Source organism: Rahnella sp. EDr1-12 (genome assembly GCF_049206505.1).
GTDB classification, from domain to species: Bacteria; Pseudomonadota; Gammaproteobacteria; order Enterobacterales; family Enterobacteriaceae; genus Rahnella; species Rahnella rivi.
The window spans coordinates 62,207-86,870 of sequence record NZ_JBLZNY010000007.1; the positions used below are offsets into that span (position 1 = coordinate 62,207).

The 24,664-nt window shown below is 53.5% G+C and carries 18 protein-coding genes; 8 read left to right on the forward strand and 10 right to left on the reverse strand.

Going from position 1 to position 24,664, the window contains the following annotated elements; genetic code table 11:
- Positions 1-40: 40 nt before the first annotated feature.
- From ACO0U8_RS21085 to ACO0U8_RS21095, 3 genes are all read right to left on the reverse strand, one after another.
- Positions 41-1,837, reverse strand: a complete 1,797-nt coding sequence (locus tag ACO0U8_RS21085) for a filamentous hemagglutinin N-terminal domain-containing protein (protein ID WP_421671573.1) — start codon at positions 1,835-1,837, stop codon at positions 41-43.
- Positions 1,838-1,893: 56 nt separating this feature from the next.
- Positions 1,894-3,528, reverse strand: a complete 1,635-nt coding sequence (locus tag ACO0U8_RS21090) for a ShlB/FhaC/HecB family hemolysin secretion/activation protein (RefSeq protein WP_421671574.1) — start codon at positions 3,526-3,528, stop codon at positions 1,894-1,896.
- Positions 3,529-4,244: 716 nt separating this feature from the next.
- Positions 4,245-5,096 (reverse strand): aldo/keto reductase, encoded by an 852-nt coding sequence (locus ACO0U8_RS21095; RefSeq protein WP_421671575.1) that lies wholly within the window; start codon positions 5,094-5,096, stop codon positions 4,245-4,247.
- Positions 5,097-5,362: 266 nt separating this feature from the next.
- Between ACO0U8_RS21095 and ACO0U8_RS21100 the strand changes: the two genes are divergently transcribed.
- Positions 5,363-5,968 carry a hypothetical protein gene (locus ACO0U8_RS21100; RefSeq protein ID WP_421671576.1) on the forward strand — a complete coding sequence of 202 codons (606 nt, stop codon included), beginning with the start codon at positions 5,363-5,365 and terminating at the stop codon, positions 5,966-5,968.
- 96 nt (positions 5,969-6,064) lie between these two features.
- Positions 6,065-6,280: a DUF6500 family protein gene (locus ACO0U8_RS21105; protein WP_056781909.1), complete on the forward strand. Its 216-nt coding sequence runs from the start codon at positions 6,065-6,067 to the stop codon at positions 6,278-6,280.
- Positions 6,281-6,455: 175 nt separating this feature from the next.
- Here the strand turns inward: ACO0U8_RS21105 and yajD are convergent, their stop codons facing one another.
- Together yajD and ACO0U8_RS21115 are read right to left on the reverse strand one after the other, a co-directional pair.
- Positions 6,456-6,803 (reverse strand): HNH nuclease YajD, encoded by a 348-nt coding sequence (gene yajD / locus ACO0U8_RS21110; protein WP_056781907.1) that lies wholly within the window; start codon positions 6,801-6,803, stop codon positions 6,456-6,458.
- A 105-nt stretch (positions 6,804-6,908) separates the two neighbouring features.
- Positions 6,909-8,117, reverse strand: a complete 1,209-nt coding sequence (locus tag ACO0U8_RS21115; RefSeq protein ID WP_421671577.1) for a multidrug effflux MFS transporter — start codon at positions 8,115-8,117, stop codon at positions 6,909-6,911.
- Between the two features lie 280 nt (positions 8,118-8,397).
- Between ACO0U8_RS21115 and ACO0U8_RS21120 the strand changes: the two genes are divergently transcribed.
- The 4 genes from ACO0U8_RS21120 to ACO0U8_RS21135 all read left to right on the forward strand — a co-directional run bounded on the left by ACO0U8_RS21120 (position 8,398) and on the right by ACO0U8_RS21135 (position 18,319).
- Positions 8,398-9,180 carry an SDR family NAD(P)-dependent oxidoreductase gene (locus tag ACO0U8_RS21120; protein ID WP_056781903.1) on the forward strand — a complete coding sequence of 261 codons (783 nt, stop codon included), beginning with the start codon at positions 8,398-8,400 and terminating at the stop codon, positions 9,178-9,180.
- A gap of 791 nt (positions 9,181-9,971) precedes the next feature.
- Positions 9,972-16,694: an autotransporter outer membrane beta-barrel domain-containing protein gene (locus tag ACO0U8_RS21125; RefSeq protein WP_421671578.1), complete on the forward strand. Its 6,723-nt coding sequence runs from the start codon at positions 9,972-9,974 to the stop codon at positions 16,692-16,694.
- Between the two features lie 47 nt (positions 16,695-16,741).
- The gene (locus ACO0U8_RS21130) at positions 16,742-17,293 is read left to right on the forward strand and encodes an OmpH family outer membrane protein (RefSeq protein WP_414070499.1); all 552 of its coding nucleotides are present in this window, start codon (positions 16,742-16,744) and stop codon (positions 17,291-17,293) included.
- A 309-nt stretch (positions 17,294-17,602) separates the two neighbouring features.
- Positions 17,603-18,319: a hypothetical protein gene (locus tag ACO0U8_RS21135; protein WP_421671579.1), complete on the forward strand. Its 717-nt coding sequence runs from the start codon at positions 17,603-17,605 to the stop codon at positions 18,317-18,319.
- A 180-nt stretch (positions 18,320-18,499) separates the two neighbouring features.
- Here the strand turns inward: ACO0U8_RS21135 and ACO0U8_RS21140 are convergent, their stop codons facing one another.
- Positions 18,500-18,967 (reverse strand): Lrp/AsnC family transcriptional regulator, encoded by a 468-nt coding sequence (locus tag ACO0U8_RS21140; protein WP_183850237.1) that lies wholly within the window; start codon positions 18,965-18,967, stop codon positions 18,500-18,502.
- Positions 18,968-19,098: 131 nt separating this feature from the next.
- Here ACO0U8_RS21140 and ACO0U8_RS21145 point away from each other — a divergent pair, with 131 nt between their 5' ends.
- Together ACO0U8_RS21145 and ACO0U8_RS21150 are read left to right on the forward strand one after the other, a co-directional pair.
- Positions 19,099-19,515, forward strand: coding sequence for a DUF2000 domain-containing protein (locus ACO0U8_RS21145; RefSeq protein ID WP_056782041.1), 417 nt, complete (start codon positions 19,099-19,101; stop codon positions 19,513-19,515).
- 255 nt (positions 19,516-19,770) lie between these two features.
- A complete protein-coding gene (locus ACO0U8_RS21150; protein WP_421671580.1) occupies positions 19,771-21,600 on the forward strand; it encodes a methyl-accepting chemotaxis protein in 1,830 nt (609 codons plus the stop codon).
- Positions 21,601-21,662: 62 nt separating this feature from the next.
- On the opposite strand, the gene ACO0U8_RS21155 is transcribed toward ACO0U8_RS21150, so the two are convergent.
- The 4 genes from ACO0U8_RS21155 to ACO0U8_RS21170 form a co-directional block, all read right to left on the reverse strand.
- Positions 21,663-22,847 carry a sugar transporter gene (locus ACO0U8_RS21155; protein WP_056781892.1) on the reverse strand — a complete coding sequence of 395 codons (1,185 nt, stop codon included), beginning with the start codon at positions 22,845-22,847 and terminating at the stop codon, positions 21,663-21,665.
- Positions 22,848-23,035: 188 nt separating this feature from the next.
- Positions 23,036-23,575 carry a M15 family metallopeptidase gene (locus tag ACO0U8_RS21160; protein WP_421671581.1) on the reverse strand — a complete coding sequence of 180 codons (540 nt, stop codon included), beginning with the start codon at positions 23,573-23,575 and terminating at the stop codon, positions 23,036-23,038.
- Positions 23,572-24,390, reverse strand: a complete 819-nt coding sequence (locus tag ACO0U8_RS21165) for a gamma-glutamyl-gamma-aminobutyrate hydrolase family protein (RefSeq protein ID WP_122097027.1) — start codon at positions 24,388-24,390, stop codon at positions 23,572-23,574. The genes ACO0U8_RS21160 and ACO0U8_RS21165 overlap by 4 nt, the downstream gene beginning before the upstream one ends.
- 84 nt (positions 24,391-24,474) lie before the next feature.
- The gene (locus ACO0U8_RS21170) at positions 24,475-24,630 is read right to left on the reverse strand and encodes a hypothetical protein (protein WP_156362058.1); all 156 of its coding nucleotides are present in this window, start codon (positions 24,628-24,630) and stop codon (positions 24,475-24,477) included.
- Positions 24,631-24,664 lie beyond the last annotated feature (34 nt).

The window sequence follows — 24,664 nt, forward strand, 5'->3', positions numbered from 1 at the left end:
GGCCGCTTTGCGCCAGGCTACCGGCACGGTTGGAGAGCGTTCACGCATTGACCGTGATTTGTCCGGCCTGGGTGCTGGCGTTGTCCAGCGTCAGCGTATTCGCGCGTAAATTGAGCGCGCCGTTGCTGGTCAGGGTGCCCTGAGCATCGTTAAACTGCCCGGCGTCGAGGATCAGTTGCCCGTCACCCGCGTGCAGTATCTGCCCCTGAGTGTTGTCGAAAATGTCGGTGTTAAAGGTCAGGTTGACGCTGTTGCTGGCAATCGTCCCGCCGCTGTTATCGATACTGGCCTGATGCGACAGCGTCAGGTCGCTGGTGCCCAGTTGCTGGACGGTGCCTTGCCGATTGACCAGCTGGCGAGCCGTCAGGTTAAGTTTATCGCCCGCCAGTTTGCCGCCAGTGTTATTTAACTGACCGGGCGTCGTCAGGCTGAGCGTTTGCGTCGCCGACACGCTGGCGCGGGCGGTGGAAAGGTCGCCAGCGGATGCCGTAACCTGGATATGTTGGCCAGAAGTCTGGCTGTCGCTCAGGTCGACCGCGGTACCCTGAACATTCAGTTGCCCCGGAGCCAGATTCTGCCCGCGGGCGCTTAACATCCCCTGACTGCTGAGAGTTAAATCCCCGGTGCTGCCAAACTGGCCCTGATCATTCATGCCCGCGGCCAAAACGCTCTGCTGGCTGGCATTAATGGACGCCGCACTGACGCGGGTCTGACTGGCGCTGGCAATAATGCCGCTGTGGGTCAACGCGCCGGAGGCGGCTACCGTGGCGTACACATTGCCGCTGTTTTGGATATCCCCCTGAGCGGTGACCGCCAAATCCTGCGCGCTGTTGATCGTGCCGCTGTTCTCAATACGACCCTCAGCGGTCACTACCACGCTGCCTGCCGAGGTGCCGATATTGCCTGCGTTGCGCACGCCAACGCCGCCTTGCGTACCTATCAGGCGGATTTTACCGGCGTACATGCCGCCAAGCTGCGAAACGTCAATGGCCAGTGCCGGGCGCGTACTGCCATCGGCTGCGCTGGCGCGGATGCTTTGATGGTCGGCATCAACGTGATTACGTCCGGCAGTGACTTTCAGGTCATTGGCCCAAATTCCGGCGTTGATATTGACCGCGCGGGCAATCAAGTCGGTACTGTCCTGCCTGCTGCTGTCCATGCCCCGGCCCTGCACGGTGATATTGCCCTGACCGATGTCATAACCGGTGATTTGCCCGTTATTGAGCTGCGTCTGTCCGGTGGTCAGCGTGGCGCGATTGGCGTTGATAAACCCACAGCCGTCACAGGTGATGCCAGACGGGTTGGCAATCACCACCTGGGCTTTTTTACCCGCCACTTCGATATAGCCATTTAGCTGGCTGGGGTTGCGTGAATTGACTTCGTTGAGAATAACGGTGGCTTCTTTTTTGGCCAGCCACGGGTTGCCGGTAACCATGCCGCCCAACTGGGTGGAAGTATTGTTGTGCGAGTTATTGAGAATAACGCCCTGGTTATCTACATCGAACTGGCTGAATTTATTGTGTGAAACACCGCCTGCACCAGGCGTCTGAATATTGACCTGCGGGGTGCCATTGGCGCTGCCGATAACAGTCGGCTGCTGGTTACCCGGCGCACTGCCGTCGGCAACGATTCCCGCCTGTACGTTCAGACTGACGCAACCCAGCGCCAGTAACAGGCTAAAACTCAGGCTGGAGAGGCGGCTGAAACGCTGGCAGGTCCGCTGATTGGGCACAGCCTCGCGTGCGCCTCCCCCGTTATGGGCTTTGGCGATTTCGGCCACCACCATCAACAGGCCGCGTGTTTTATTAAAAATAATCCGATAGAGATGCTTGTTCATAGCAGCTTCCTTGCTAACAAAGGGTCCCCAACAATCTGTGGGGTGTGGGTCATGTTTCAGTACTGCCAGTTCAGGTTAAAGGCCAGCGACACCGGGTCGGTGGCGAAACCGTCCGGTTTGGACAGCGGAATACCGGCGAACAGGTCGTAATTAACGCCCAATAACGCGCCGCGGGTGCCTATTGCGCCACCGGCCAGGTGGTTACCCACCAGATATTCGCTGCCGTGACCACTGACGGCGCCGTAATCCACGCCAAGATAGAGCTGCTGATTTGGCAGCGGCGTCTGCCAGGCCAGTTCGTTACGCACCGTCCAGCCGTTGTCGGCGTTGAGCGTACGTTCGCCGTCAAAGCCCCGCACCGTCCAGCGGCTGCCAATGGCAAACTGGTCCTGTGGCGTCAGTGGGGTGTTACTCATCTGCCGCTGGTATTGCACGTTGTACTGGAACTGTTGTGACGCTAAGGCAAAAGGCAGATTGAGCTGGGCATTCATCTGAATGATTTTGCTCAGCGCCGTTGCATCTCCGTAAGACTCTTCCGGTGCTGGCATCGCACCAAACCAGCGGGTGCCGCGCTGATAACTTATCCCTGCATCCAGCGTGGCATCGGCAATATAGTGGCGGTGTTGCAGGCCGACTTTCCAGGCTGACGTGCGACGGCGCTGGGCATCGATTTCTGTGTCATTGATGAAGTTCTTCGATTCACGCGCCAGCACGTCATAGGTGAAGGTGGTTTTCTGGCTACCGCTGCGGTGCAGCACACGGCTCAGCTGAAAATCAAGATTGTTGCTGTCGCCGCTGTAGCGATAATCACTAGTGAGGCCGGCCACGGTCTGGTAATAACTGTTGCTGCTGGCGGTCATGCTGGCAGCCCAATAACCAAACGGCAGGGAGTACTGGCCGGTGTAGTTATGGGTGTTTTTGTCACTGTGCGGTTGCAATGCGGTGCCCGCTGACAGATACAGGGTATCGCTCAGGCTCAGCAGGTTATCGCCATATGCCGTCACGCCACCCTGATAGCGGCCAGTACTGCGGGTGCCGGAGTCATCCAGCGATGCCCCGACCCGCCATAAGCGCGACTGGTTCCATTTCAGCGCAATATCGCTTTCCCCAGGTTTAGTGCCCGGTACGATTTCCATGCTGGCCTGCACGGTTGGCACGCGCTGCAGGTTTTCCAGCCCCTGTTCGATATCACGTAAATCCAGCAGGTTGCCGTCATGGGCCGGGAAGGCGCTGTAGAGGGTGACGTGGTGATCGCTGTCGGGCGCAAGCTTGACCTGGCGGATGATGCCGGGCACCAGCGTCAGCATCAGGTTGCCGGATTTGAGATCCTGCTGCGGTGCCAGCACGCGGCTGGTGACATAACTGTGATCCACCAGGCGGTTTTGCAGCGTACTCATCACCAGATTGATGCCTTTCCCCCCGAGGCAGTGACCGACTGCCTGATCGGCAAGCGGCTGTAAAGGCAGCCAGTGCGGGAAAGCGCTGCGGTTTTGCAGCTCAATGTGGTGGATCGGGAAGCACGGAGTTTCCTGCGGGAACTGCAATTTGCCAAAAGAGGAAGACGGCGACGACAGACGCACGTCCGGCGTTGGCGGTGCCAGAGCGGCTTCACGGGCCCGCTGGTTTTCCTGCTGATGGATCAGTTCCTGCCCAGGCTGAGGTAAATCAGCGGCATAGGAAAAAGGTGTCAAAAATAATATTAACGCGATCCATTGGTCGCGATTATTTATTATTGTTATTGAATTCAAGGTAGTCCTTACCGCCCTTTAAAATAAAGGGGATTGTTACAAGTCCATTTGATCGGGGATAAGTTGTTGATGGGAAAATAATATTCATTCAGCAATATATTCCTGAATGAATATTATTTAATTCCCTTTCTTACAACGCATAACCTGAATGCAACAATCTCTACACAAGCCATCGCTGTGCCATTGTTCCGTTGCAACAGGTTAAAACCTCAAAGGTCCCGAGGTTGAGCCAGGGTATTGGCCAAATAATTTTGGGAGAGTGTACTCAAAAATAAAATAAGTAGAAGAGGGTAGCGTGATTTTTTTAGAAATTAGAGAAAGAAGATGCGTTATATAATGTCCGATTAGGAAAGAGGTGGGGTTATTTATAGGATAATTCGTATGTGAAGGGGGTTATATCGCGGGAGTCATAAATGAGTAGTTATCTGAAAAATATGAGGAGATAGGAATTTTTTCAGGGAAATAGAGTTGTCTCGTTAATTAATATGAGTGGCTTTGTTGAATAAATCGAGCTTTTGGTCGCAATCAGGACATCCCTGGCCTTGTAGCGATATCTCCTGATTGTCTGTAAATCCTGATCGCGAAAAGCAATGAATTACAAAGGGCTCACGTAATGTGAGGGGCTGCAAAGAAATGTATGCCGCGGTTTTGATCGCGATTTAAACATCGAGTTTACGGCCCGTCAGCCATTCGACCATGGCCGGATCGCGATGCGAGAAGAAGGCGCTGGTTGCGGTATCGAGAGCGGTAATACGCAGCATGTCTTCAGCATTAAGCTCAAAATCGAGCACAGTGATGTTTTCTTCCATACGCGCTTTACGCACCGATTTTGCCAGTGAAACGATGCCGCGCTGGAAGATCCAACGCAGGACTATCTGACCGACGCTTTTGCCATACTTTTTACCCATCTCAGCAAGGACGGGATGCTGGAACAAGCCATTTTTCCCTTCTGCAAAGGGCGCCCAGGCTTCAGGCTGGATACCCCGGCTTTGCATCCAGGGTGCGGCGTGCAGTTGCTGGTTGAAAGGGTTCACTTCAATCTGATTCACGGCGGGGATGACCTTATTAAATGCCACAAGATCGGCCAGTCTGTCGGGTTGGAAATTACTGACACCGATAGCGCGGATCTTGCCTGCCTGCTGCAGTTCTTCCATGGCCCGCCACGCCCCATGAACATCACCGTAGGGCTGATGAATAAGATACAGATCGACATAGTCGAGCTGCAGGCGGTTCAGCGAACGTTCGAACTGGGCTTTTGCCCCTTCGTAATGGGTATCCTGTAACCAGAGTTTCGTGGTGACAAAGAGTTCATCACGTGCGATCCCACTGTGCTTAAGGGCATTGCCGACCTGAGTTTCATTCTGATAGGACGCCGCGGTATCAATCAGGCGATAACCTGTTTCGACAGCATCAATAACCGCACGCTCGCATTCGGCGGCATCCGTCATCTGAAATACGCCAAAGCCCAGCAGGGGCATTTCAATACCATTGTTCAGTGTGACTGTTTGCATGACGTTATCCTCCGGCGATTGTGTCGGAAAAGCATAACGCAGAGTCATTTATTTTATTAGGTGGGGTAATGAGATAGGGTTAATTAGTTGTATTCATCAATATGGCCGTTAATGGAGTGTGAACTGGGTTGGGTGTGGCAGGAGACTCATGTGAAGGCGCTGTTTGAGTGTGCTATAAAATAATGCTCTAGAGATAAATGTTCGCAAACGGATAGTTTGTTTTGATATGTTGGATTTTCAAGGGAAACTGAACAAGGGATGGAAGTATGGAAATCACATCTATAGCCGGCGTCTGGAAAATATTTATACCCGCACTGCCTTATTTGAAAAAATTATTTATCTTCGATACTTTTTTTTCATTATCTTATGAGAAGAAAGCGGAAGCTATCACCTATCTGACAGAGTGTGTGGATGAAGAGGAAACTCTGGAGAAATATAAACAGGAACTCAAGTTATCAGAATATAAAATGTCCGGCAATTACTTGCTGAATATTTATATATTGAAGTATTACATTTTAAATCCTGCTAAGCATAAAAAATTCTGTAAGTCCCTGTTTCTTTTTAAAGGTTTTTATAAATACCGTGACCATGAAGTGACAATAAAAAAGAATGTCATCTGGATAATCATACTTATGTTTATTATAGGTTTTATTGCTGGCGCGGGCGCCTTGTTTTCCTGGGCGACAATTACATCAACCCCATTAAAATGGACATATTCTGTCGGAGGGTTAATCATTTTTACTCAGTATGTTTTTTATTCTCTCTATATGCTATTTAGCTACATCAGTCTCAGGCGTAACGCAATAAACTTTAATGTATTCATCTCCATATTACGTATAAAAAAGGCATTGTCCGATAACAATATTGTTTAGGCGGATAACTTAATTTTTCAAAAACAGTTTTAGTCGGGCATCAGATTGATAGTGTTTCGAAGAGAGTCACATCAACAGCCTATAAAAGGGGAAAACGTGCGGGCAGAAATGAAGGAAAAAATCATCAGAATCTGTGAGGCAAAAATCGTGGCGAAGGGCAGCCATGTAGGGCTGTCATTCTATGCATTTTTTGCGAATAAAAATGATGAACCGGAACTGCTGATGGAGGTGGCACATTGGTGGATTATGGAGATGAAACTGGATCACTTTGAAAAGGCTGAAAAGATAAAATCCCTCGTTTTAGCCCTGTAACGAACCTGCCAGGTTTACAGCTCTTTGGCTGAGAAATTTCTCCATGCGAAGGTCGCAGTTAATATCACGAGGGGAAGGAATATGCTTATTTTTTCTCACACCGCGATGCGCTGACCGCAACCTGGCACTTACCTGAACGGCGTCAGGTAAGTGCCAGAAACGGGCATTGCCCAGATTATTTCTTCTTATTAAGCATCGACTTTAAATCCGCAAACGGACTGTAAGTGGCTGCCTCAACATCATTTTGCGCGTCTTCACCCGCCACCACGTTTGTGCCGTACAGATCGGCTTCGGTGTACTTAGAGTGTTCGTTGTCGTGGCAGTACAGACACAACAACTCCCAGTTGCTGCCATCTGCCGGGTTATTGTTGTGATCGTGATCGATATGGTGAACCGTTAACTCGCGCAGGTTTGAATACACAAACTCGCGGGAGCAGCGCCCGCATACCCATGGATAGATTTTTAGTGCTTTCTCGCGGTAGCCGCTTTCCAGCCGCGAGTAGTTTTTTGGGATCAGAGCCATTGCCGACATTGCCTGTAATCAAGAGGTCATTTTACGAAAGTGCCCTCAATATATCCCATAAAGGAACGCAAGGAGAAATGAAAGAAGAGCGGCAAAGCGTTCATGTTATCCGGCCCGCTTAACCCTGGTGATCAGCGCCATACCCGCACTGGCCAGCGTAAAGACGGCCATTATCCAGCCCATCGTCCAGGGGGTGCCATCGCTGAGCAGGGCCAGTAAAAGGGATGAAATAATGCCGCTGCCGTATTGCAGCGAGCCCATCAGGGCCGACGCGGAGCCCGCGACGTTCGGCACCGCGTCCAGCGCACAGGCCGTCGAAGTGGCGGCAATAATGCCGTTCATGGAAAAGAACACAAATACCGCGACAATAATCAGGCCAATTCCACCGAAGCCAAAACCGGTCGCGGCGGCAAGGATAACGGCCGCGAGGGTGGCGGCGAACACGGCAAATCTGAGCAACGACTCCAGCGGATAACGATGCACCAGGCGGCGGTTCACCACGCTGACAGCCATCAGCCCGATGATATTCACCGCAAACAGCCAGCCGTAATGCTGCGGATCAACGCCGAAATAACGGATGTACACGAACGGAGAGCCAGTGATAAACGCATAGGCCGCGACGTAGTAGAAGGTCAGGCAAAGCGTAAAACGCATAAAACTAACGTTTTTCAGCAAGATGGCATAGTTCGAGAATGCGCCGGACAAGGAGGCTTTCACCCGTTTTTCGGCAGGCAATGTTTCCTCAAGCCAGAACAGCGAGACCAGCATCAGCACGCCGATTATCGCCAGCAGCCAGAAGATGGTGTGCCATGAGGTGACTTTAATCATCTGGCCGCCGATAAGCGGCCCGGCAATGGGCGCAACCGCCATGATGATCATCAGCGTTGAGAGCATTTGTGCAGCACGCGTGCGACTGAACAAATCGCGGATCATTGCCCGCGCCAGCATGGGACCTGTGCAGGCTCCCAGCGCCTGAAAGACTCGCCAGAAAACGATCTGCACGATGTCCGTCGACAGTGCGCATCCCACCGATCCCGCAATAAACAACACCATGCCAATGAACAAGGGCAGGCGTCGGCCAAAGTGGTCACTCACAGGCCCCCAGACCAACTGGGCAATGCAAAAGCCGATCAAAAAGCCGGTGATCGTTAACTCCGCGTCACCCTGTAAATCTGTTGCCATCACCGGCATCGCAGGCAGATAGATGTCGGTGGATAAGGAGGTGATCGCCATTAACGCGCTGAGAATTAACACCAGTGAAAGGCCGGTCGTTTTTCCGGCAGCGGGCGGCGATAGCGCCTGTGAAGGGGTCATGGTTATCCATCGGGACAGTAAAAGAAGCAGGCATAGTAGCGGGTTTACGGGCGCAGATAATGGCGTCCGGCAGGATAGGCACTATGAGCTGAATTCATGAATGGGGCCTCACTGTGTTTGTGGGCGAGGTAATTATTATTGATGATGATTGTAATCAAAATGAGTTGACACTTTAGATGATGATTATCATTATTAATGCACCTCATTGAACACAGCGCCAAACGTGCTGCGGCGATGCACAGCCCGCCAACGATAAATGACACTCATCAGAGAACAACGTATGACTCAAACACATTCTGCAGTGCTGATTACCGGTGCCTCCAGCGGCTTTGGCGAAGAGTTTGCCAGACAATATGCCAGGCTCGGCCACCGGCTGGTGTTGGTCGCGCGCCGGCTGGACCGGCTCGAAGAACTGGCGGCCTCGTTGCGGCAGGAATACACCATTGAGGTGCAGGTTGAACAGGTCGATCTGTCAGACATTCAGGCCGTCACTGAGCTTCACCAGCGCCTTGCAGCACAAGGCGTCGTCATCGATATCCTCATTAATAATGCCGGGCACGGTCTTCAGGGAGCATTTCTGGACAGCCCGGCGGAGGCTATTTTGTCGATGATCCAGCTCGACATCACCAGCCTGACGCTGATGACACGCCTGTTCGGCGAGGACATGAGAAAGCGTAAGCAGGGTAAGATCTTACAGGTTGCGAGTATTTTAGCCTTTCAGGGGGTTGAGCATTTTGCAGTGTATTCAGCGGCTAAAGCCTATGTGCTGCGTCTTGGGGAAGCGTTACACCGGGAATTCCGGCGGGACAATGTGACGGTAACGACCCTGTGCCCCGGACTGACTGACACGGGCTTTGCCAGCGTAGCGCAGCAGAAAGTCACGCCGCTAATGCGTATGACCATGATGCAAACGCCTCCGGTGGTCCGCGCCGGTATCCGTGCGCTGGACGCGGGACGGATAAGCGTGGTGGCGGGGTTTGGCAATAAACTAAACGCGGTATTCATGTGGGCAACCCCGCGCTGGATCCATCAGGCTTTTTTATCCAGAATCATGAATGCCTGATTTCTGACAGTGGCAGGTAAATGTGCAAAGCCTGTGTATTTGCCTGTCATTGCGTCGCGTTAAATACCGCCAGGAAAACGTCGGCGAGAAATAAAATCGGTGCAATTAATATCTTTCGCTAATATAAATAAAAGTAATATATAAATTATCAATGAATCATTCCTCTCTGCTCCCTGTTTCTCCTCCTGTGTTGCGTTAAATTATTATACATTTAGTGCGCCTTAAGATGATTATTATGTAACGCAGCTTTTATAGATGTGCTTCTCACGCGCTGCGTATTATCGGGGAGGTGCTTTTTTCCTGTCTGTATGACAGCGTTTTCTGGCTATTCATATTAAGTTACTATTTATCCTAATACTGTAATTTGTTGATTTTAATGATTTAAAATATCTTATTTAAACCTGATATAAATCAATTTTTCAGGGTGTCAGCGGCGCCTGCTCCCGTTGTTACTGCGTAATTCTGATGAGTTTACAACCTGTGATCGGCAAGTTTTTTTATTTCATATCAACTGATTGGAATTCCAGTTGCGATGATTTTTTTAATTATCAGGTGTGATATTTTTTTACAAATTAATGCCGCAAAACGTCTTATTTTTTACACGCTGAATAAGGCCGGTTAATAACACTCTTTCTTTTCCGTGAATATAAATTGAGCTATTTTGACCTGCCATTTCAAATGTTGAACCTACGTGCTGACATACTTTAAATCCTTTTTGCGAATGACCTGGATCAGTGATGTCAATGAGGTGAACAACTAATACAGTCGTTTGTGATCCGCAGGAAAAGTGTATGAACAAGTCTTATAAAATCGTCTGGAGCGAAGCTGCGCAGGATTGGGTGGTTACCAATGAGCTGGCGGGCGCAAAGAAAAAAACAAAAGTCTCTAAAATTGCCAAAGCCTGGAAAACGGCATTGTTGTGTGGCGGGCTGATAGCGTCACCTTACTCTCTGGCGGTTGACTGGGACGTTGCAGATACCGATCCTAAAAGCGCTACCACGATCTTTTACGGCAGTGTTGATCTTGTTCAGGGCGGAGGCAAAGGATTTGCCGGACTGAAAAAAGGGGACATAGGCTACACCTCGATGACGCTGTCTCAGGCGCGTGACCGGGGGTTGATCGGCGAAGGTGCTGAGTATGTGGACTGCGACAGTGTGCATTTAGGCGGCAAGACGAACGTGGTGACTTACACCGACGCCATTACGCACAACAAAACGACCATTAACGCTTATGACAATAACTCCATAACAGCCGGGAAGCTGAATACTACCTACGCCTATTCCCATGACGTGGGCGCTGGCGGCCAGTATCTCGATAAGGCGATTTACAGCGTGGCCTCCGGAGGAAAACTGGATGTGGATGTCGGGTCTTCCGATGCTAACTGGATGAAAAACAGTGCCAATCGGGTGAATCTGATCATGAAGAGCAGTGATCCGAACAAGGTCAACTCGGCGGTATTTTCCGTAGATAACGGTGGAACGCTGAATTACAACGCCAAAACCCTTGTCAGTCTCGGCAACCATAAAAACGTCAATACGTCGGTCACCGGTGATGTCTTAATTTCCACCTACGCCGGAGAAGTGAACAGCAAAATTGGTCACTTCTCAATTAACACCCTCGACAGCTTCAAAGCCTATAACACCGCGTTGATCGAAGCGGTAGAAGACGGGCGTCTGGATCCTGATGATTACGATGGTCAAATCGCGTTAGGCGTCACCCCAACGATCTCTATCCGCCAGCTTGATGTGACCACGCCCGGAGACCCGGTGAACGCCAGTGTCAGCGCCACCAGCGTGGCCTATATCAAAGCGTCCGGAAGCTTTGCCCAGGTCAATTTAAGCCATGATGCCAATCTGCAACTGACGGAATCCGATGCGAGTCTGATCTACGTTGAGCAGGGGGCGAAACTGGACAACAGCGGGACGCTCAGCACCCTGCGTAATCTCTCCAACCCTGGTTCGAATGTGATCAGTGCCGCCTCCGGTGCGTCAGTTCACAATGCCAGCAGCGGCGTCATCTATGTTAACGATGATCTGGCTGCCGGTGCGGTGCTCGGCGAGACTAACACCCAGTACGGTTCGGGGGTGGGGATTTACGCCGTGGATGCGTCGGTCGTCAATGACGGGGTCATCAATATCGCGCCGCAGGGGTCACATAGCCGAAGTGTCGGTCTGATACTCGATGGCAGCAGCAACGCCCGCAATAACGGCAATATTAATCTGGCGACGATAGATCAACCCGTGGGTGTGCGTGGCTATGAGGATATCGGTGCCATGGTGGGCGGAAACAGCACGCTCACCAATGCGGGCCTTATCTATGTCGGGCGCAGCGCACAAACCTCCTTGTCCGACTCCGCCAAAGCCACCAGCATTATCAATCCCGGCGCCATTGCCGTGTCGGTGAGTGATCACGGCACATTTGAGAATGCGGTGGGTGGCATGATCAATCTGGGAGGGAAAACGCAGGGCGCAACCGCCATTCTGGCGAGCGGCGCGGATGCTGTGGTCGATCAGAAGGGCATGATTAACCTTTCCTATAACGCTATCGGTGGCAAACCGGTGGCGCAAAGTATCGCGATGGATGTGACTGGCGGTGCTACCCAGGTCAACAACAGCGGCACCATCAATATGATGGGGATTAATGGCGTCGGGCTTAACGTGCGGGCCGGCAGCCATGCGACCAACAGCGGCACCATCTTTGTGACGGAAGGGGTGGATGCCGCCACCAAAACGGCGAACTACGGTATTCAGTCTCAGGGGCAAGGTGCGGTGGCGACGGTGACCGGGGCAGTAAAACTGACCGGTAACGGCGCGATTGGTGTGTATGTCAAAGACGGCGGCGCGGTTGATGTCGATGGCGACGGCGTGAGATTTATGAGCGGGGTCAAGCAGACCGGCTTCCTGATCTACGGAAAGGGTTCTGCCGTCAGCGTGCAGAATTCCTTTCAGGATGTCTCGACGCAGGATTCCACGCTCTACCGCATCGACGGTGGCGCGAGTTACGGCTCCCTCGGCGCAACCTTAACGGGCAGCGGCCAGAACAGCACCATCCTTCTGGCGACAGGAAAAGACAGCAGCATAGACGCCACCGGCATGAATCTGATTGCCAGCGGCCGGGATGCCACGGCGGTCAGGGTTGAAGGCGGTGCCTATGGCAAAATTGACGCCACAACGGATATTGATCTGACCGGTGTCGGATCCCTTGCCGGCAGCGTTCAGGGCGCATCGACCACCATTTATGGCGACACGGACACGACGGGCGCCTCGGTGCTCGACAGCTATGCCACCCTGCGCACCTCCGGCGGCGTGGCCGCTGGCGCAATGGGATATAAAGTCGCGACCGGCGGTACGCTTAATCACCACGGTATCGTGACCCTCACTGCGGCGGACAGCGTCGGCGTTGAAATCAACGGCGGCAGCATGAATAACGACAGCAAAATTACGGTGAGCGGCACGGCGGTCGATATCATCGGCGCGAATTCCGTGGTGAATAATACCGGCGCGACCACCGCCATAAACGGCACGGCGGCATATCGGTTGTCTGACGGCGCGTCGCTGGCGCTCAGCGGTTCCGGCTCGACCAACGCGGCAGGCACGGCGCACGGCATTCTGCTCGATACCGGTGCTGTCGGTCTGATCGTCAACGGCGCCACCATCAATATGGCGGCGTCAGGTTTCGGAAACGGCATCGAAAACAAAGCTGAAATCAGCGGCATTCAACTGCTCAATACCACTCTCAACGTGGGACGAGGCGCGGGTGTGCGCACTGCCGCCTCTCTGGCACAAACCAACAGCGGCACCATTAACGTCAACGGGACGGGAACCGGTCTTCTGCTTGAAAATGCCGATGGATCCGCGTCGGCAGCGGATTACGACATGTCCAAATCGCAGGGGCTGGTGATCAATATCAACAGCGCTGACGGCAGCGGCATGACCACCAATACCTCCGGCAACATCAAATCCGGGGTCAGTATTCATGTTAATGATGTCGCCGGAGGATCCGCGCTGGTGGTGAACGGTGGCACGCCGCGCGTCGAGCAGTCCGGGAATATCATTTCCGCGTCGGCGGCTCAGATGGTGGATATCAATAACGGCCACACCACGGCCTTCAGCAACAGCGGAAGTATCCTCTCCCGTGCGGCAAACGGCGTGGTCATGAACATTGACAAGCAGGCGGTAGACTTTACTAACGCCGCGGGCGGCAGCCTCGCGGGCGCCGTCAATCTGCTGGCGGGTAACAATACCGTGACGCTGGCGCATGGCAGTCAGGCGGCCTCCGTCTTTACCACCGGCACCGGCGATGATCAGTTCAACCTGCAAGACATTACTGCGAACGAAAACGCCACCTTGTTCGACGTGCTGGATGGCGGGCAGGGCAACGATGCGCTGAACCTGAATCATTCGGTCTATACCCTCCCGGATTCATCAAAAATCAAGGGGATAGAGAATGTGTATCTGGCTGACCGTTCCCGCTTTACTCTCGACCATGCATCGCTCGATTTAACGGCTGCCGGCTCCGCCTGGAATATTGACAGCACCAGCCAGCTCATCATCACTGACGACAAGGCCATGAATTTTGCCAGCCATCTGGCCGGCACCGGTCTGGTGACCGTGGATTTGGGGAGTGATGCCAATGCCTTTGCCTTTACCGCCAACAATGCGACAGACCGTTTTACCGGAAAGGTTGAATTGACTCACAGCCAGTTTGTTCTGAATGGCACCACCACGCAAAACAATCAGGCGCTGTCCGATGCCACCCTGGTTCTGGGCAACGGCAGCATAACGGTTGTCTCGAAAGGGTTGCAGCAAATCGGCAGCCTGTCTTTTGATGGCGGCATGATGAACGTCGATACCGATACACTGGGACGCAGCCGGTCGGAAGCTTTCCTGATGACCAGCAACGATCTGAATATCGGCGGAAGAGGCGTGGTGAAGGTGTTAACCAATGACGTGATGAACGCGCGGGCATTGCCACCTGACACGCTGGCGTTAACGATGCAGGATGACGCCAATCCGATCCTGAAACTGGCCGGCAGCCTTGGCACGGTCAGCGGCTACGGCTCTAATCTGGATCTGCTGAAAGCAGACGGCACCACCATGAGCGATCCGACCTATTCAGATGTCATTCAAAAAGGGCAGGTGGCAGCCAACGCGACCTTTGATTTTGGGCTGACGTCCGGTGCGTCCGACGACGGTCTGTATATCAACTACGGTCTGAAAAAACTGAACCTGGTGACGTCGGGTGCGGATGCGCTGGTGATCAACGCTAACGGCGCGAGCGGTGCCAGTGCTGACCTCGCAGCCCGCGTGACCGGCGGCGGTGACCTGACGATTGCCGCAGGATCCGGCCACACTGTCTCACTCTCCAACATGCGCAATGATTATACCGGCGTGACGTTTGTGCACAGCGGTACGCTGCGGGCGGAAAGCGACAATATTCTCGGCAACACCAGCGAACTGCGTCAGGCTGGCGACGCCAGGGTGGATCTGAACGGTTACTCGCAGACTGCCGGCAGGTTCAATACCGACGCCGGTGCGGTCACGGATTTCAACGGCGGCAGCCTGACGACGCTCAATGGCGGCACCGTCAGCGGGGCGCTGACCGGCGCCGGTGAACTGATCGTAAACAACGGCATTCTGACGGTCAGCACCGCCAATACAGGCATGACGGCATCGACCACCCTCCGTCAGGGTGCCGAAGTGGCGATCAATGAGACGAGCGGCATCGGCAGCGGAGATATCCTCAACAGCGGCCTCCTGTCGCTGAACGGTGCGCAGGGCGTGATGGCTAACAACATCACCGGCAGCGGCGATCTGCATAAAAACGGCGCGGGTCTGGTGGCGCTGACCAGGGCTTCTGCGCAGTACACCGGCCACACGGATATCACCGGCGGCGGCCTGCAACTGGGCGACAGCGCGACGAACGTCCTGCTGGCCTCGGATACCGTCAATGTGGCGCAGGGTGCCGCCTTCGGTGGCTTCGGCGGTACCGCCGGGGATGTGAACAACGCGGGCGCGTTCAGCCTGGGCGATCTCTCTTCCCCGCTGACAGGCGATCCTCAGACCTTCACGGTCGGCAACAACCTGACCAACAGCGGGTTCATCACTCTCAGCCAGCCGGGCACTTCGACTGCGGGCAATATCCTGCAGGTGAAAGGCGACTACACCGGCAACGGCGGCACGCTGCGCCTCAACACTCAGCTGGGCGATGACGATTCTCTGACCGACAAAATGGTGATAGAGGGAAGCACGCGCGGCACCACCAGGGTGTCAGTGAGCAATGCGGGCGGCCACGGGGCCGCGGCGATTAACGGCATCGAAATTATCTCTGTGGGCGGCAGTTCTGACGGCGAGTTCACCAAACAGGGCCGCATTGTGGCGGGCGCTTACGACTACGATCTGGTGAAAAAAGGCGGTAACTGGTATCTGACCAACAACGGGGAAGTGCCGGATAACGCTGACAATGCCGCAGGCGGCGATACCCCGTTCAGCGGGGGCGACGCGGCGGATAACGCAGCAAGTCTTCAGCCAGCCGCGAATATCCGCCCGGAAGCCAAAGCCTACGCCAGCAATCTGGCCGCCGCCAACAACATGTTCAGCATGACGCTGCACGATCGTCTTGGCGAAACCCATTACGTCGATCCTTTCACCGGAGAGGAAAAAGTCACCAGCCTGTGGCTGCGCCAGGTCGGTGGGCATCAGCGATCTCATGACGACAGTGGCCAGAACAACACCCAGGCAAACCGTTATGTCGCGCAACTGGGCGGGGATATCGCTCAGTGGAGCCGCAGCGGCGAAGATCGTTATCACTTTGGGGTGATGGGCGGCTATGCCAGCCAGCACAGTAACACCCGAAACCATCACACCGGTTACAGCGCGGATGGCTCAGTTCACGGCTACAGCGCAGGCATCTACGGCACCTGGTTTGAACACAACGACGAGAAGACCGGTGGCTATGTCGACAGCTGGGCGTTGTACAACCGGTTTGATAATGGCGTCTCGACGAAAGACGTCGGTTCGGAAAGCTACCGCTCCGGCGGTGTTACGGCGTCCGTCGAGAGCGGTTACACCTGGAAAACCGGTGAAAAGAACGACCACGAAAGCTACTACTTACAGCCGCAGGCACAACTGACGTGGATGGGAGTGAAAGCAGACGATCATCAGGAAGCCAACGGCACCCACGTGCAATCAACCGGCGACGGTAATCTCCAGCTTCGTCTGGGTATGCGTGCCTTTATCAAAAGCATGGATGCAAAAAGTCAGGACGGAAAGGATCGGGTCTTCGAGCCTTTTGTGGAAGTGAACTGGCTGCATAACACCCATGATTTTGGCGCAAGCCTTGACGGCGTGAACGTGAAAGAGGCGGGCGCGCGTAACATCGGTGAGCTCAAAACCGGTGTGGAAGCAAAACTGAACGACACCGTGAATCTGTGGGTGGATGTCGCCCGGCAGATCGGTGACGAAGGCTACAGCGACACGCGGGCCATCGTCGGTGTTAAAGCAAACTTTAAATAATGTGTGCCCTTCAATTTCAGCGAAGGGTGAATCTGAGAATATTCAAAATGAAACAACAAACGTTACTGATTATCGCCGCCACCCTCGCGGTCAGCAGCCTGGCGGGATGCGATCAAAAAGAGGCACCTGCCCCCGATATTGCCGTGGTGAATATTGCGCAGGTACTGAGGGATTCTCAGGCAGGCAAACAGGAAGCCGAACATGATAAGCAGGTGCAGGCATTGCTGCTTAACGTGTATGACGATGCCAGTTCAAAATATGCGCGCCTTCCCGCTGCCGGGCAGCAAAAAAGTCGGGATGCCGATGCCGATACGCTGAACAACCAATGGCGGGCTGAAAAGAATGCGGCACGACAGGTCAGCCTGAACGCCATAACCAAGGTGGTCGATGCCTACAGACAGGAGAAAAAACTGCGGCTGGTGATCGACAGCCAGACGGTGATCTCGCGGGATGATAACGCGGACATCACGGCAGAGATCATTTCGCGCCTCGATCAAACCGAAGTGGATTACGGGCCGTTGCCGGTCATCTCGGTGAAAACCCCGGCGGAAGCGCCGGTGAAACCGGAAACACCGAAAACACGCAAAACGCACAAATAACGGCCATTATCCTTTTCAGATAATTATCACGGGCACTGTCATAAATGCCGGAAATTTAACGCGTTCTTTTATTATTAAAAATAATCATCGTCTAAATGAATAACGAATTATTGAGTGGTCAGGATTATTATATATAATTCAGGCCATTTCTTTCGCAACGTGACAATTAATTTGTATGAATATCAAATTATATATTCATCAAGTGTATTGTTGTTTTTCACAGGCGTGAATAACAGGCACGGCAGATAAACTTTCATTATGGTGAAACTTATAGCGGAGGATTATTAATAGTAAAAGGATTGAGTTGAAATGGATAAGAAGTTTGAAAAGGCGTTAATGCCTCATTTATTAGCCGCTGTGAAGTATGCACGTTCAAGATTACCCCTTAAGGCCACCAATAAAATTTACACCGATAAACGGATGGTGAGCCATATGATGCCTAAAGATCCTAAGCGCTGGAGTTTGCATACGGCAGAAGCGGATGAAATAAGAACGAAGAATATTCGTGCCTTGCGCGCGCTGAAATTAGCGCCACGGGAAACCGCGAACAAGCTTGAGCATGATTACATCAACAGAATCCCCCATGCGGGTAACTGCGGTGAAAACGCCATCCTTGCTTATTATTACCTGTTAGACAGGGCCCAGCGCCTGGACAGCGCTGCCAAAACGGAAGTGCAAATCATGAGGGTTTACCTGCCCGCGCCAGTCGATCACGCCTTCGTGCTGATCGGTACCCGGCCAGCAGGGTACTCCAGGCTGTTACTGGAAAATACGCTGGTCTGCGACCCTTGGACTAAAATTGTCTGCCGGCTGGAGGATTTCGACAAACTCTGGCGATTAAAAATGGAAAAGTGGTCATCCAGAGGGTTAGCGGGACTTTGTGGTGAAGGATATTACAGTCACCACGGAGACAGCTGTTCTCTTAATACGGTCAGGATAGGGAAATTACAGGTAGATCAGGAGCGGAATGAATCAAGATATTCCGCGGGGCAGCATTCACTGGTCGATGGTCAGTCTTTCCGCTAAATACATTATTATTATTTATCAGTTTATGGCTGTTTGAAAAATACCGGGCGATGGAATGGCATTAATAGATATTCACCCTGTGAATAATAATGGGGACTGTTTTATTACTGTGCCGTATTAATGCCCCCAGAGGTCCGTTATCCGCAATGGAAGCGCAGTGCTTCCATTGCGGGATATTTTTTACAGCGGCAAGACATCCAGCGGTTTCACTTCCCTTAACACGAAGGATGTCTGCATTTCTTTAATCCCCGGTAAGCGCCGCACCACTTCCATCGCGAAAGTGGAAAAACTGTCGAGATCTTTTGCGACCACCTGCAACAGAAAATCGGCATCTCCGGCAATCGCATAGCAGGCAATCACCGACGGCAGCGCGCCGACCTGCTGCTCGAACCGTTGCGCATCTTCCTCACTGTGGCTGTCGATTTTTACCCGGATAAAGGCCAGCAGCCCGAGGCCGACGGCTTTACGGTCAATCTTTGCCTGATAACCGGCGATCACGCCGCTCTCTTCCAGTTGCTTCACGCGTCGCCAGCAGGGTGACGCGGCCATGCCGACTTTTTCTGCCAGCTCCTGGTTGGTCATCCTCCCGCTTTGCTGAAGTTGCTTAAGAATGCGAAGGTCTGCCGGTAAAATTTCAGAGAGTGACATAATCTGCCTGTTATACGGTCATTCGGGAAAAAGTTAACCAGATTAGGGCATTTTCTGCCGATAAAAGAAAGCACATTTCAGCGCCAGATCGTTATGCTTTGTGTTAACGCTGAAAACGAAAGGGCTCAAAAATGACAGACACCATCCGGCTGGCGATTATTCTCAATCCTGAACTTCCGCCGGGATTACTGGCGAACACGGCGGGGGCAATCGGTATAGGGCTGGCTGCGAAATTCCCGATGCTGGCGGGCAATGCCCTGACGGATGCGAAGGGCGCGACCATCGATGTCAGCTCAAAATACCCGGTGCCGGTATTGCAGGGAACGCCGGATCACATTAAAGCGCTGATGTTTAAGGCGCTGGATGCGCAGGGCGAGCGCGGGGTGGTGGCCTTCCCGGCTTTTGCCAGGGCGCTGCATACCTTTGCCGACTACGAGAACCTTTTCCCGCTGCGCGATTTGCATGATGAAATCATCGACGGTTTGGGGCTGGTGGGGCCGGAAAAATGGATTAAATCCCTGACCGGAAATCTGAAACTGCTGCGCTAAACGACGCGCCGCGAAAACCACTCCCCTCTGCTGACCCGTTATCGCGCGGGTCAGTCACATCAAAAATTCTTCCTTAAATTAAATCCTCTGCCTTTTACATGACACTTTCTCACCTGTTGCACTTTATATAGTTACATAAGGTGATATTTCTCCTAATCATTATAACGATCATTAATTAATTCTCCTTTCCTGCCGATAACGCAAAGGCATTGCGTAACACCTGCATATTTAAACAATAATGGAGAGTCATTTGTTATGAGAAGGTTATTAATTAGTTTTGAAAACGTCCGGGTAGGGAAGAAACTCGCACTGGGTTTCGGGCTTGTTTTGTTGCTCAGCGTCGCGGTAGCGGTGTGTGGCATTAAAAACCTTAATGATATCTCCGTTCGTGCGGAGAAAATCAGCCAGCTGAAAGCCATTACCGATCAGTTTGCTCTGGCAAGAGATGCGCGGATGCAGTACGTCAAAACGCATGACGAAAAGTTTATCGCCGCCAATGAAGAGAGCTTAAAACAGGTAGATGAAAAGATCGCCAGTTTGCAGACCTACCCGTGGCGTGGCGAACAGTTGCAGATGCTGCAAACGTTGCCGGGCGCGATGCAGGGTTATCGCGAAAAGCGTGCGGAAACGGTCAGCGAAACCCGCAAGCGTGAAAGCATTGTCGGGGCGCTGGTGCTGACCCGAGAAGAAGCTGACGTCACGCGTCTGGCGCAGTCTTACACTCAGGATCCTGCCACCGTGGGCACCGCCAATGCGCTGAATGAAATCAGTAAACACCTCACCGGGGTGGCCGTACGCGTCAAACTGCTTGAGTTGCAAAATACTGAAGAGGCACAGCAGGCATTAGTCGGGTTCATCGCTGAATCGATTCAACTGATGGACGCCATTAAACCGCAACTCAGCGCGGCAGATGTGAATGCACTGACCGAGGTCGAGCGTTCAGTGACCGGTAAACAGGAAAGTGCGCAGGCGTATCTGGCGTCGTATCTTGCGGAAGAGCAGGCGACCAAAGAGCTGGCGAAATCGGGCGCGGTGCTGACGACGGCGAGCAGTTCGCTGTTTCAGGAAGAGCTGAAAGCCACGCATTCAGATATCAATCAGGCAATTTTATGGATGTCGCTGATCACCGTGGCTGCCATTTTGCTGAGCATGGCTACCGCGTTCATCATCACCCGTCAGATCACCACGCCGTTGTCCGCGACATTACGCGTGGCTCAGCAGATTGCCCGTGGCGATCTCAGAGCGGATCTGCATACATCGCGCCGCGATGAACTGGGTGAGCTGATGCAGGCGGTGGGTGAGATGAACGACGATCTTCGCCGCATTATCGGGGATATTCGCAGCGGTGTGTCTCAGGTCAGCCATGCTTCGGCCGAAATCGCGGCGGGAAACAATGATTTGTCTGCGCGTACCGAAGAGCAGGCTGCGGCGCTGGAAGAAACGGCGGCCAGCATGGAGCAGTTAACCGCCACGGTGAAGCAGAACGTCGACAACATTCATCACTCCAGCCAGCTGGCGCGCGCCACGTCTGAAACGGCGAACAAGGGCGGCAAACTGGTTAATCATGTGGTGAAAACCATGAATGAGATCACCGCCAGTTCCGGCAAGATTGCGGAGATCACCACGGTTATCAACAGCATTGCCTTCCAGACCAACATTCTGGCGCTGAACGCTGCGGTAGAAGCGGCGCGTGCCGGTGAACAGGGGCGGGGTTTTGCGGTGGTTGCCAGCGAAGTGAGAAGCCTCGCGCAGCGCAGCGCACAGGCGGCGAAAGAGATTGATGAACTGATTGGCGAATCCGTCGAGCGCATCAGCGCCGGGTCCGAGCTGGTCGAGCAGGCCGGTGCCACCATGCATGACATCGTGACGTCTGTCGGCAATGTCACTGAAATCCTGAATGAAATTGCTCAGGCGTCGGATGAACAGAACCGGGGTATTTCGCAGGTGGGGGAAGCGATTGTCGAAATGGACAACGTGACTCAGCAAAACGCCGCGCTGGTGGAAGAGTCTTCTGCCGCAGCCAATGCCTTACGCGATCAGGCGCAAAGCCTGGCGGGTTCCGTTTCACGTTTTGTCACTGAGTAATCACTGTGATGCTCACTGCGCCAGGGCGGCACAGTGAGCATTTTTACTTCAACGGCGGGCGATCAGCTGGTCGTTTTTAACTGCGGATAGCGCCGGAAAATCGTCAGGCACCAGACAAACGCGATACATCCCAGCACGCCACCGGCGTAACCGACGTTGCTCATTTCCAGATGCAAACTCACCTGATTGCCTAACAGCGCGCCCGCGCCGATGCCGATATTGTAGATACCCGACAGCAGGGACATCGACACGTCGGTGGCGTCGGACGCCAGCGCCAGTACGCGCACCTGCAAGGCCAGGCCGATAATCATCATGGCCAGCCCCCACACCACGCACAGCACAGAAATGCTGATCGGGTTCATCACCGCTACAAACAGCAGCAACATACTGAGCGTCACCATCAGGATCGGGCCGCTGAGCATCGCTGCCGGGAAGCGGTTGCCGAACATGCTGAAAATGATGCTGCCAAAGATACCCGCGCCACCAAAAATCAGCAGCAGGAAAGTGGTGAAGTTTTCACCCATATTGGCGACGGTCTGAATAAACGGTTCGATGTAGCTGTAGGCCGTGTAGTGAGCGGTCACTATCAATGCAGTCAGAACATACATGCCGACCAGCGCCGGGCGGCGGAACAGCATCGGCACACTTTTCAGTGAACCGGTATGTTCGCTTGGCAGCGGTGGCAGCAGTTTGATCAGGCAAATCAGCGTCAGCAGCGCAACCACGCCGATGCTCATAAAGGTGGTGCGCCAGCCGAGATACTGACCAATGATGCGCCCGAGCGGTAAGCCCAGCACCATCGCCAGCGCCGTGCCGGTGGCTAACATACTGAGCGCCTGCGTTTTTTTACCCGGAGGGGCGACGCGAATGGCCAGCGAGGCAGTAATCGACCAGAAAATCGCGTGGGAAAGGGCGATACCGACGCGGGAGGCGACGAGGCTCCAGAAATCCCAGGCCACCACCGATAACACGTGGCTGACGATAAACAGGCTAAATATAAAGATCAGCAAGCGTTTACGCTCAACCTGCCGGGTCAGCAGCATCAGCGGCAGCGACATCAGCGCCACCACCCAGGCGTAGATGGTGAGCATCAGGCCGACCTGCGCCGTCTTCATATTGAAACTGGCGGCGATGTCGGAAAGTAATCCGACCGGCACAAATTCGGTGGTATTGAAGATAAAGGCGGCGATCGCCAGCATCACAACGCGAAGCCATGCTGTCCTGCGCGAAACGGTATCTGATTGCATTGAAATTGATAACTTATTAGAAGGTGTAAAGACCAGGCTCTCTGCAACAGGAAGCCTTTTGAACGCATAGTGTGTTTTATTTGTTCTAAAAATGGAACAGAAAACTGGCCTAACAGATAAATGTTTGAGGGACAATTTTCATGGCGGAAAGTGAGAGGCAGATCACCTGACGACGTAAAACAGCGCCATCACGGGTGCCAGCACCAGTGCCAGGGTTCGCAGATGAATCCCCACGGATTATTCTGCGGGAAGGACATCACAAAACCGAAGCGGGCGGCATTGGCCTGTAACCAGACAAACGCGCCGGTTTCGCCAAACACGCCGGTCACTTCGTCGCAGCCGGGCGTATTGATGTCCACGGCGCGGCCGGTGTGATGCTCGCTGCATCCGGGCGGTGCCAGAGACGTGAAGAAATCTTGCGGGGGTATTCCGGCTTGCTGTTTGGCGCGGATCAGCTCTGCCTGATACGCCAGGCTGCGGTACGCCGAGACCAGATAAATGCCCACGCCGTCTGCGGCTGCCTGCTGTTGCATGGCGCGCCATGCCTGAGCGGCGGGGGAGATCAGGCGGTAAACCTTACCGGTGTCCGCATTCATTTCTGCGTCCACCAGTAAGTGCTCACTTACCTCTTCGAAGTAGGGCAGCGTGCGGTGCGCGATCACCTGCGGGTCAATATTCAGGTCACGCAGTCTCTGCAGAGTCTGCGCTTTCAGCACCGCCTGATTCATGCCTCTTCTTTACCTTTGCGCGTCATGGCGTCGGTCATTGCCCGCGCAGAACTGCGCATGGAGTGTTTGTAGCGCGAGGCCGCCGACACCAGCGCCTTCAGCAATTGTGTATCCTGCTGATGTTGCTGATATTCAGGGTGCCACTGCACGCCGAGACAGAAATCATAGCCTTCGCATTCAATGCCTTCGATCACCCCGTCCGGCGCGTACGCGTTGACGATGCAGCCTGGCCCGACGGATTTCACGGCCTGGTGATGCGAGCTGTTGACCTCATAATGCGTGCTTTCAACACAGCGGCTCAGCAGCGACCCTTCGGCGATCTGCACCGGATGACGGGCGCGCTTTTTGCCACCGGCATTTTCGGTGTCCACCGTGGTGCTGTGTTCAAGGGCGTCGGGGAGTGCGTCGGGAATGTGCTGATGCAGCGTGCCGCCGGTTAATACGGCCAGCAGTTGCTGACCGCCGCAGATGCCCAAAAGGGGCAGGTTGCGCTGCATGGCGCCTTTCACGATGGCTTGTTCGAACCGGGTGCGGGCCGGTTTCAGGCGCACCTGATCGCTGGTTTGCTGTTCGTTGAACAGCTCAGGGGGAACATCAAACGCGCCGCCGGTGACGACAATCCCGTCGCACAGCGCGAGATATTCATCCGCCAGATCGGCGTGATGTGGCAAGGCCAGCGGCACTGCGCCCAGCGCTGCCAGACTCTCCATGTAGTTCTGGCGCAGGGCGTACCACGGGAAATCGGCGTAACCACCGGCTTCCTCGCTGTCGAGTGTGACACCGATAACCGGTCTGGATTGAAATTTAGTATGCATGAGCTCCAGCCATGAGTATGAAGATGAATAACAACCAGAAAATTAACCATATCAAGGGGGGCGTAGCTCAAACAATATAAATTATCAATAGATGCAATTTTCAGGATTTAGCTCTGGTTTTTTAAACCCTTCGGGGGATATGAGGAGGTGTTTTTTGGGCCAAACCGGCGTTTTCCTGACAAAATTACGGCCTTCGCTGACAGTTCCTGATAATTTTCTGTCGTCTTCTTCAACATTCATTCTCATTTAGTCCTTAACATTACCTGCCTCAAAA

Bases quoted from the DNA above. Each gene is read 5' to 3' on its own strand.
- ACO0U8_RS21085 (WP_421671573.1), bottom strand. From the start codon at position 1,837: ATGAACAAGCATCTCTATCGGATTATTTTTAATAAAACACGCGGCCTG.
- ACO0U8_RS21095 (WP_421671575.1), bottom strand. From the start codon at position 5,096: ATGCAAACAGTCACACTGAACAATGGTATTGAAATGCCCCTGCTGGGC.
- ACO0U8_RS21100 (WP_421671576.1), top strand. From the start codon at position 5,363: ATGGAAATCACATCTATAGCCGGCGTCTGGAAAATATTTATACCCGCA.
- yajD (WP_056781907.1), bottom strand. From the start codon at position 6,803: ATGGCTCTGATCCCAAAAAACTACTCGCGGCTGGAAAGCGGCTACCGC.
- ACO0U8_RS21115 (WP_421671577.1), bottom strand. From the start codon at position 8,117: ATGACCCCTTCACAGGCGCTATCGCCGCCCGCTGCCGGAAAAACGACC.
- ACO0U8_RS21120 (WP_056781903.1), top strand. From the start codon at position 8,398: ATGACTCAAACACATTCTGCAGTGCTGATTACCGGTGCCTCCAGCGGC.
- ACO0U8_RS21125 (WP_421671578.1), top strand. From the start codon at position 9,972: ATGAACAAGTCTTATAAAATCGTCTGGAGCGAAGCTGCGCAGGATTGG.
- ACO0U8_RS21130 (WP_414070499.1), top strand. From the start codon at position 16,742: ATGAAACAACAAACGTTACTGATTATCGCCGCCACCCTCGCGGTCAGC.
- ACO0U8_RS21135 (WP_421671579.1), top strand. From the start codon at position 17,603: ATGGATAAGAAGTTTGAAAAGGCGTTAATGCCTCATTTATTAGCCGCT.
- ACO0U8_RS21140 (WP_183850237.1), bottom strand. From the start codon at position 18,967: ATGTCACTCTCTGAAATTTTACCGGCAGACCTTCGCATTCTTAAGCAA.
- ACO0U8_RS21145 (WP_056782041.1), top strand. From the start codon at position 19,099: ATGACAGACACCATCCGGCTGGCGATTATTCTCAATCCTGAACTTCCG.
- ACO0U8_RS21150 (WP_421671580.1), top strand. From the start codon at position 19,771: ATGAGAAGGTTATTAATTAGTTTTGAAAACGTCCGGGTAGGGAAGAAA.
- ACO0U8_RS21155 (WP_056781892.1), bottom strand. From the start codon at position 22,847: ATGCAATCAGATACCGTTTCGCGCAGGACAGCATGGCTTCGCGTTGTG.
- ACO0U8_RS21160 (WP_421671581.1), bottom strand. From the start codon at position 23,575: ATGAATCAGGCGGTGCTGAAAGCGCAGACTCTGCAGAGACTGCGTGAC.
- ACO0U8_RS21165 (WP_122097027.1), bottom strand. From the start codon at position 24,390: ATGCATACTAAATTTCAATCCAGACCGGTTATCGGTGTCACACTCGAC.
- ACO0U8_RS21170 (WP_156362058.1), bottom strand. From the start codon at position 24,630: ATGAATGTTGAAGAAGACGACAGAAAATTATCAGGAACTGTCAGCGAA.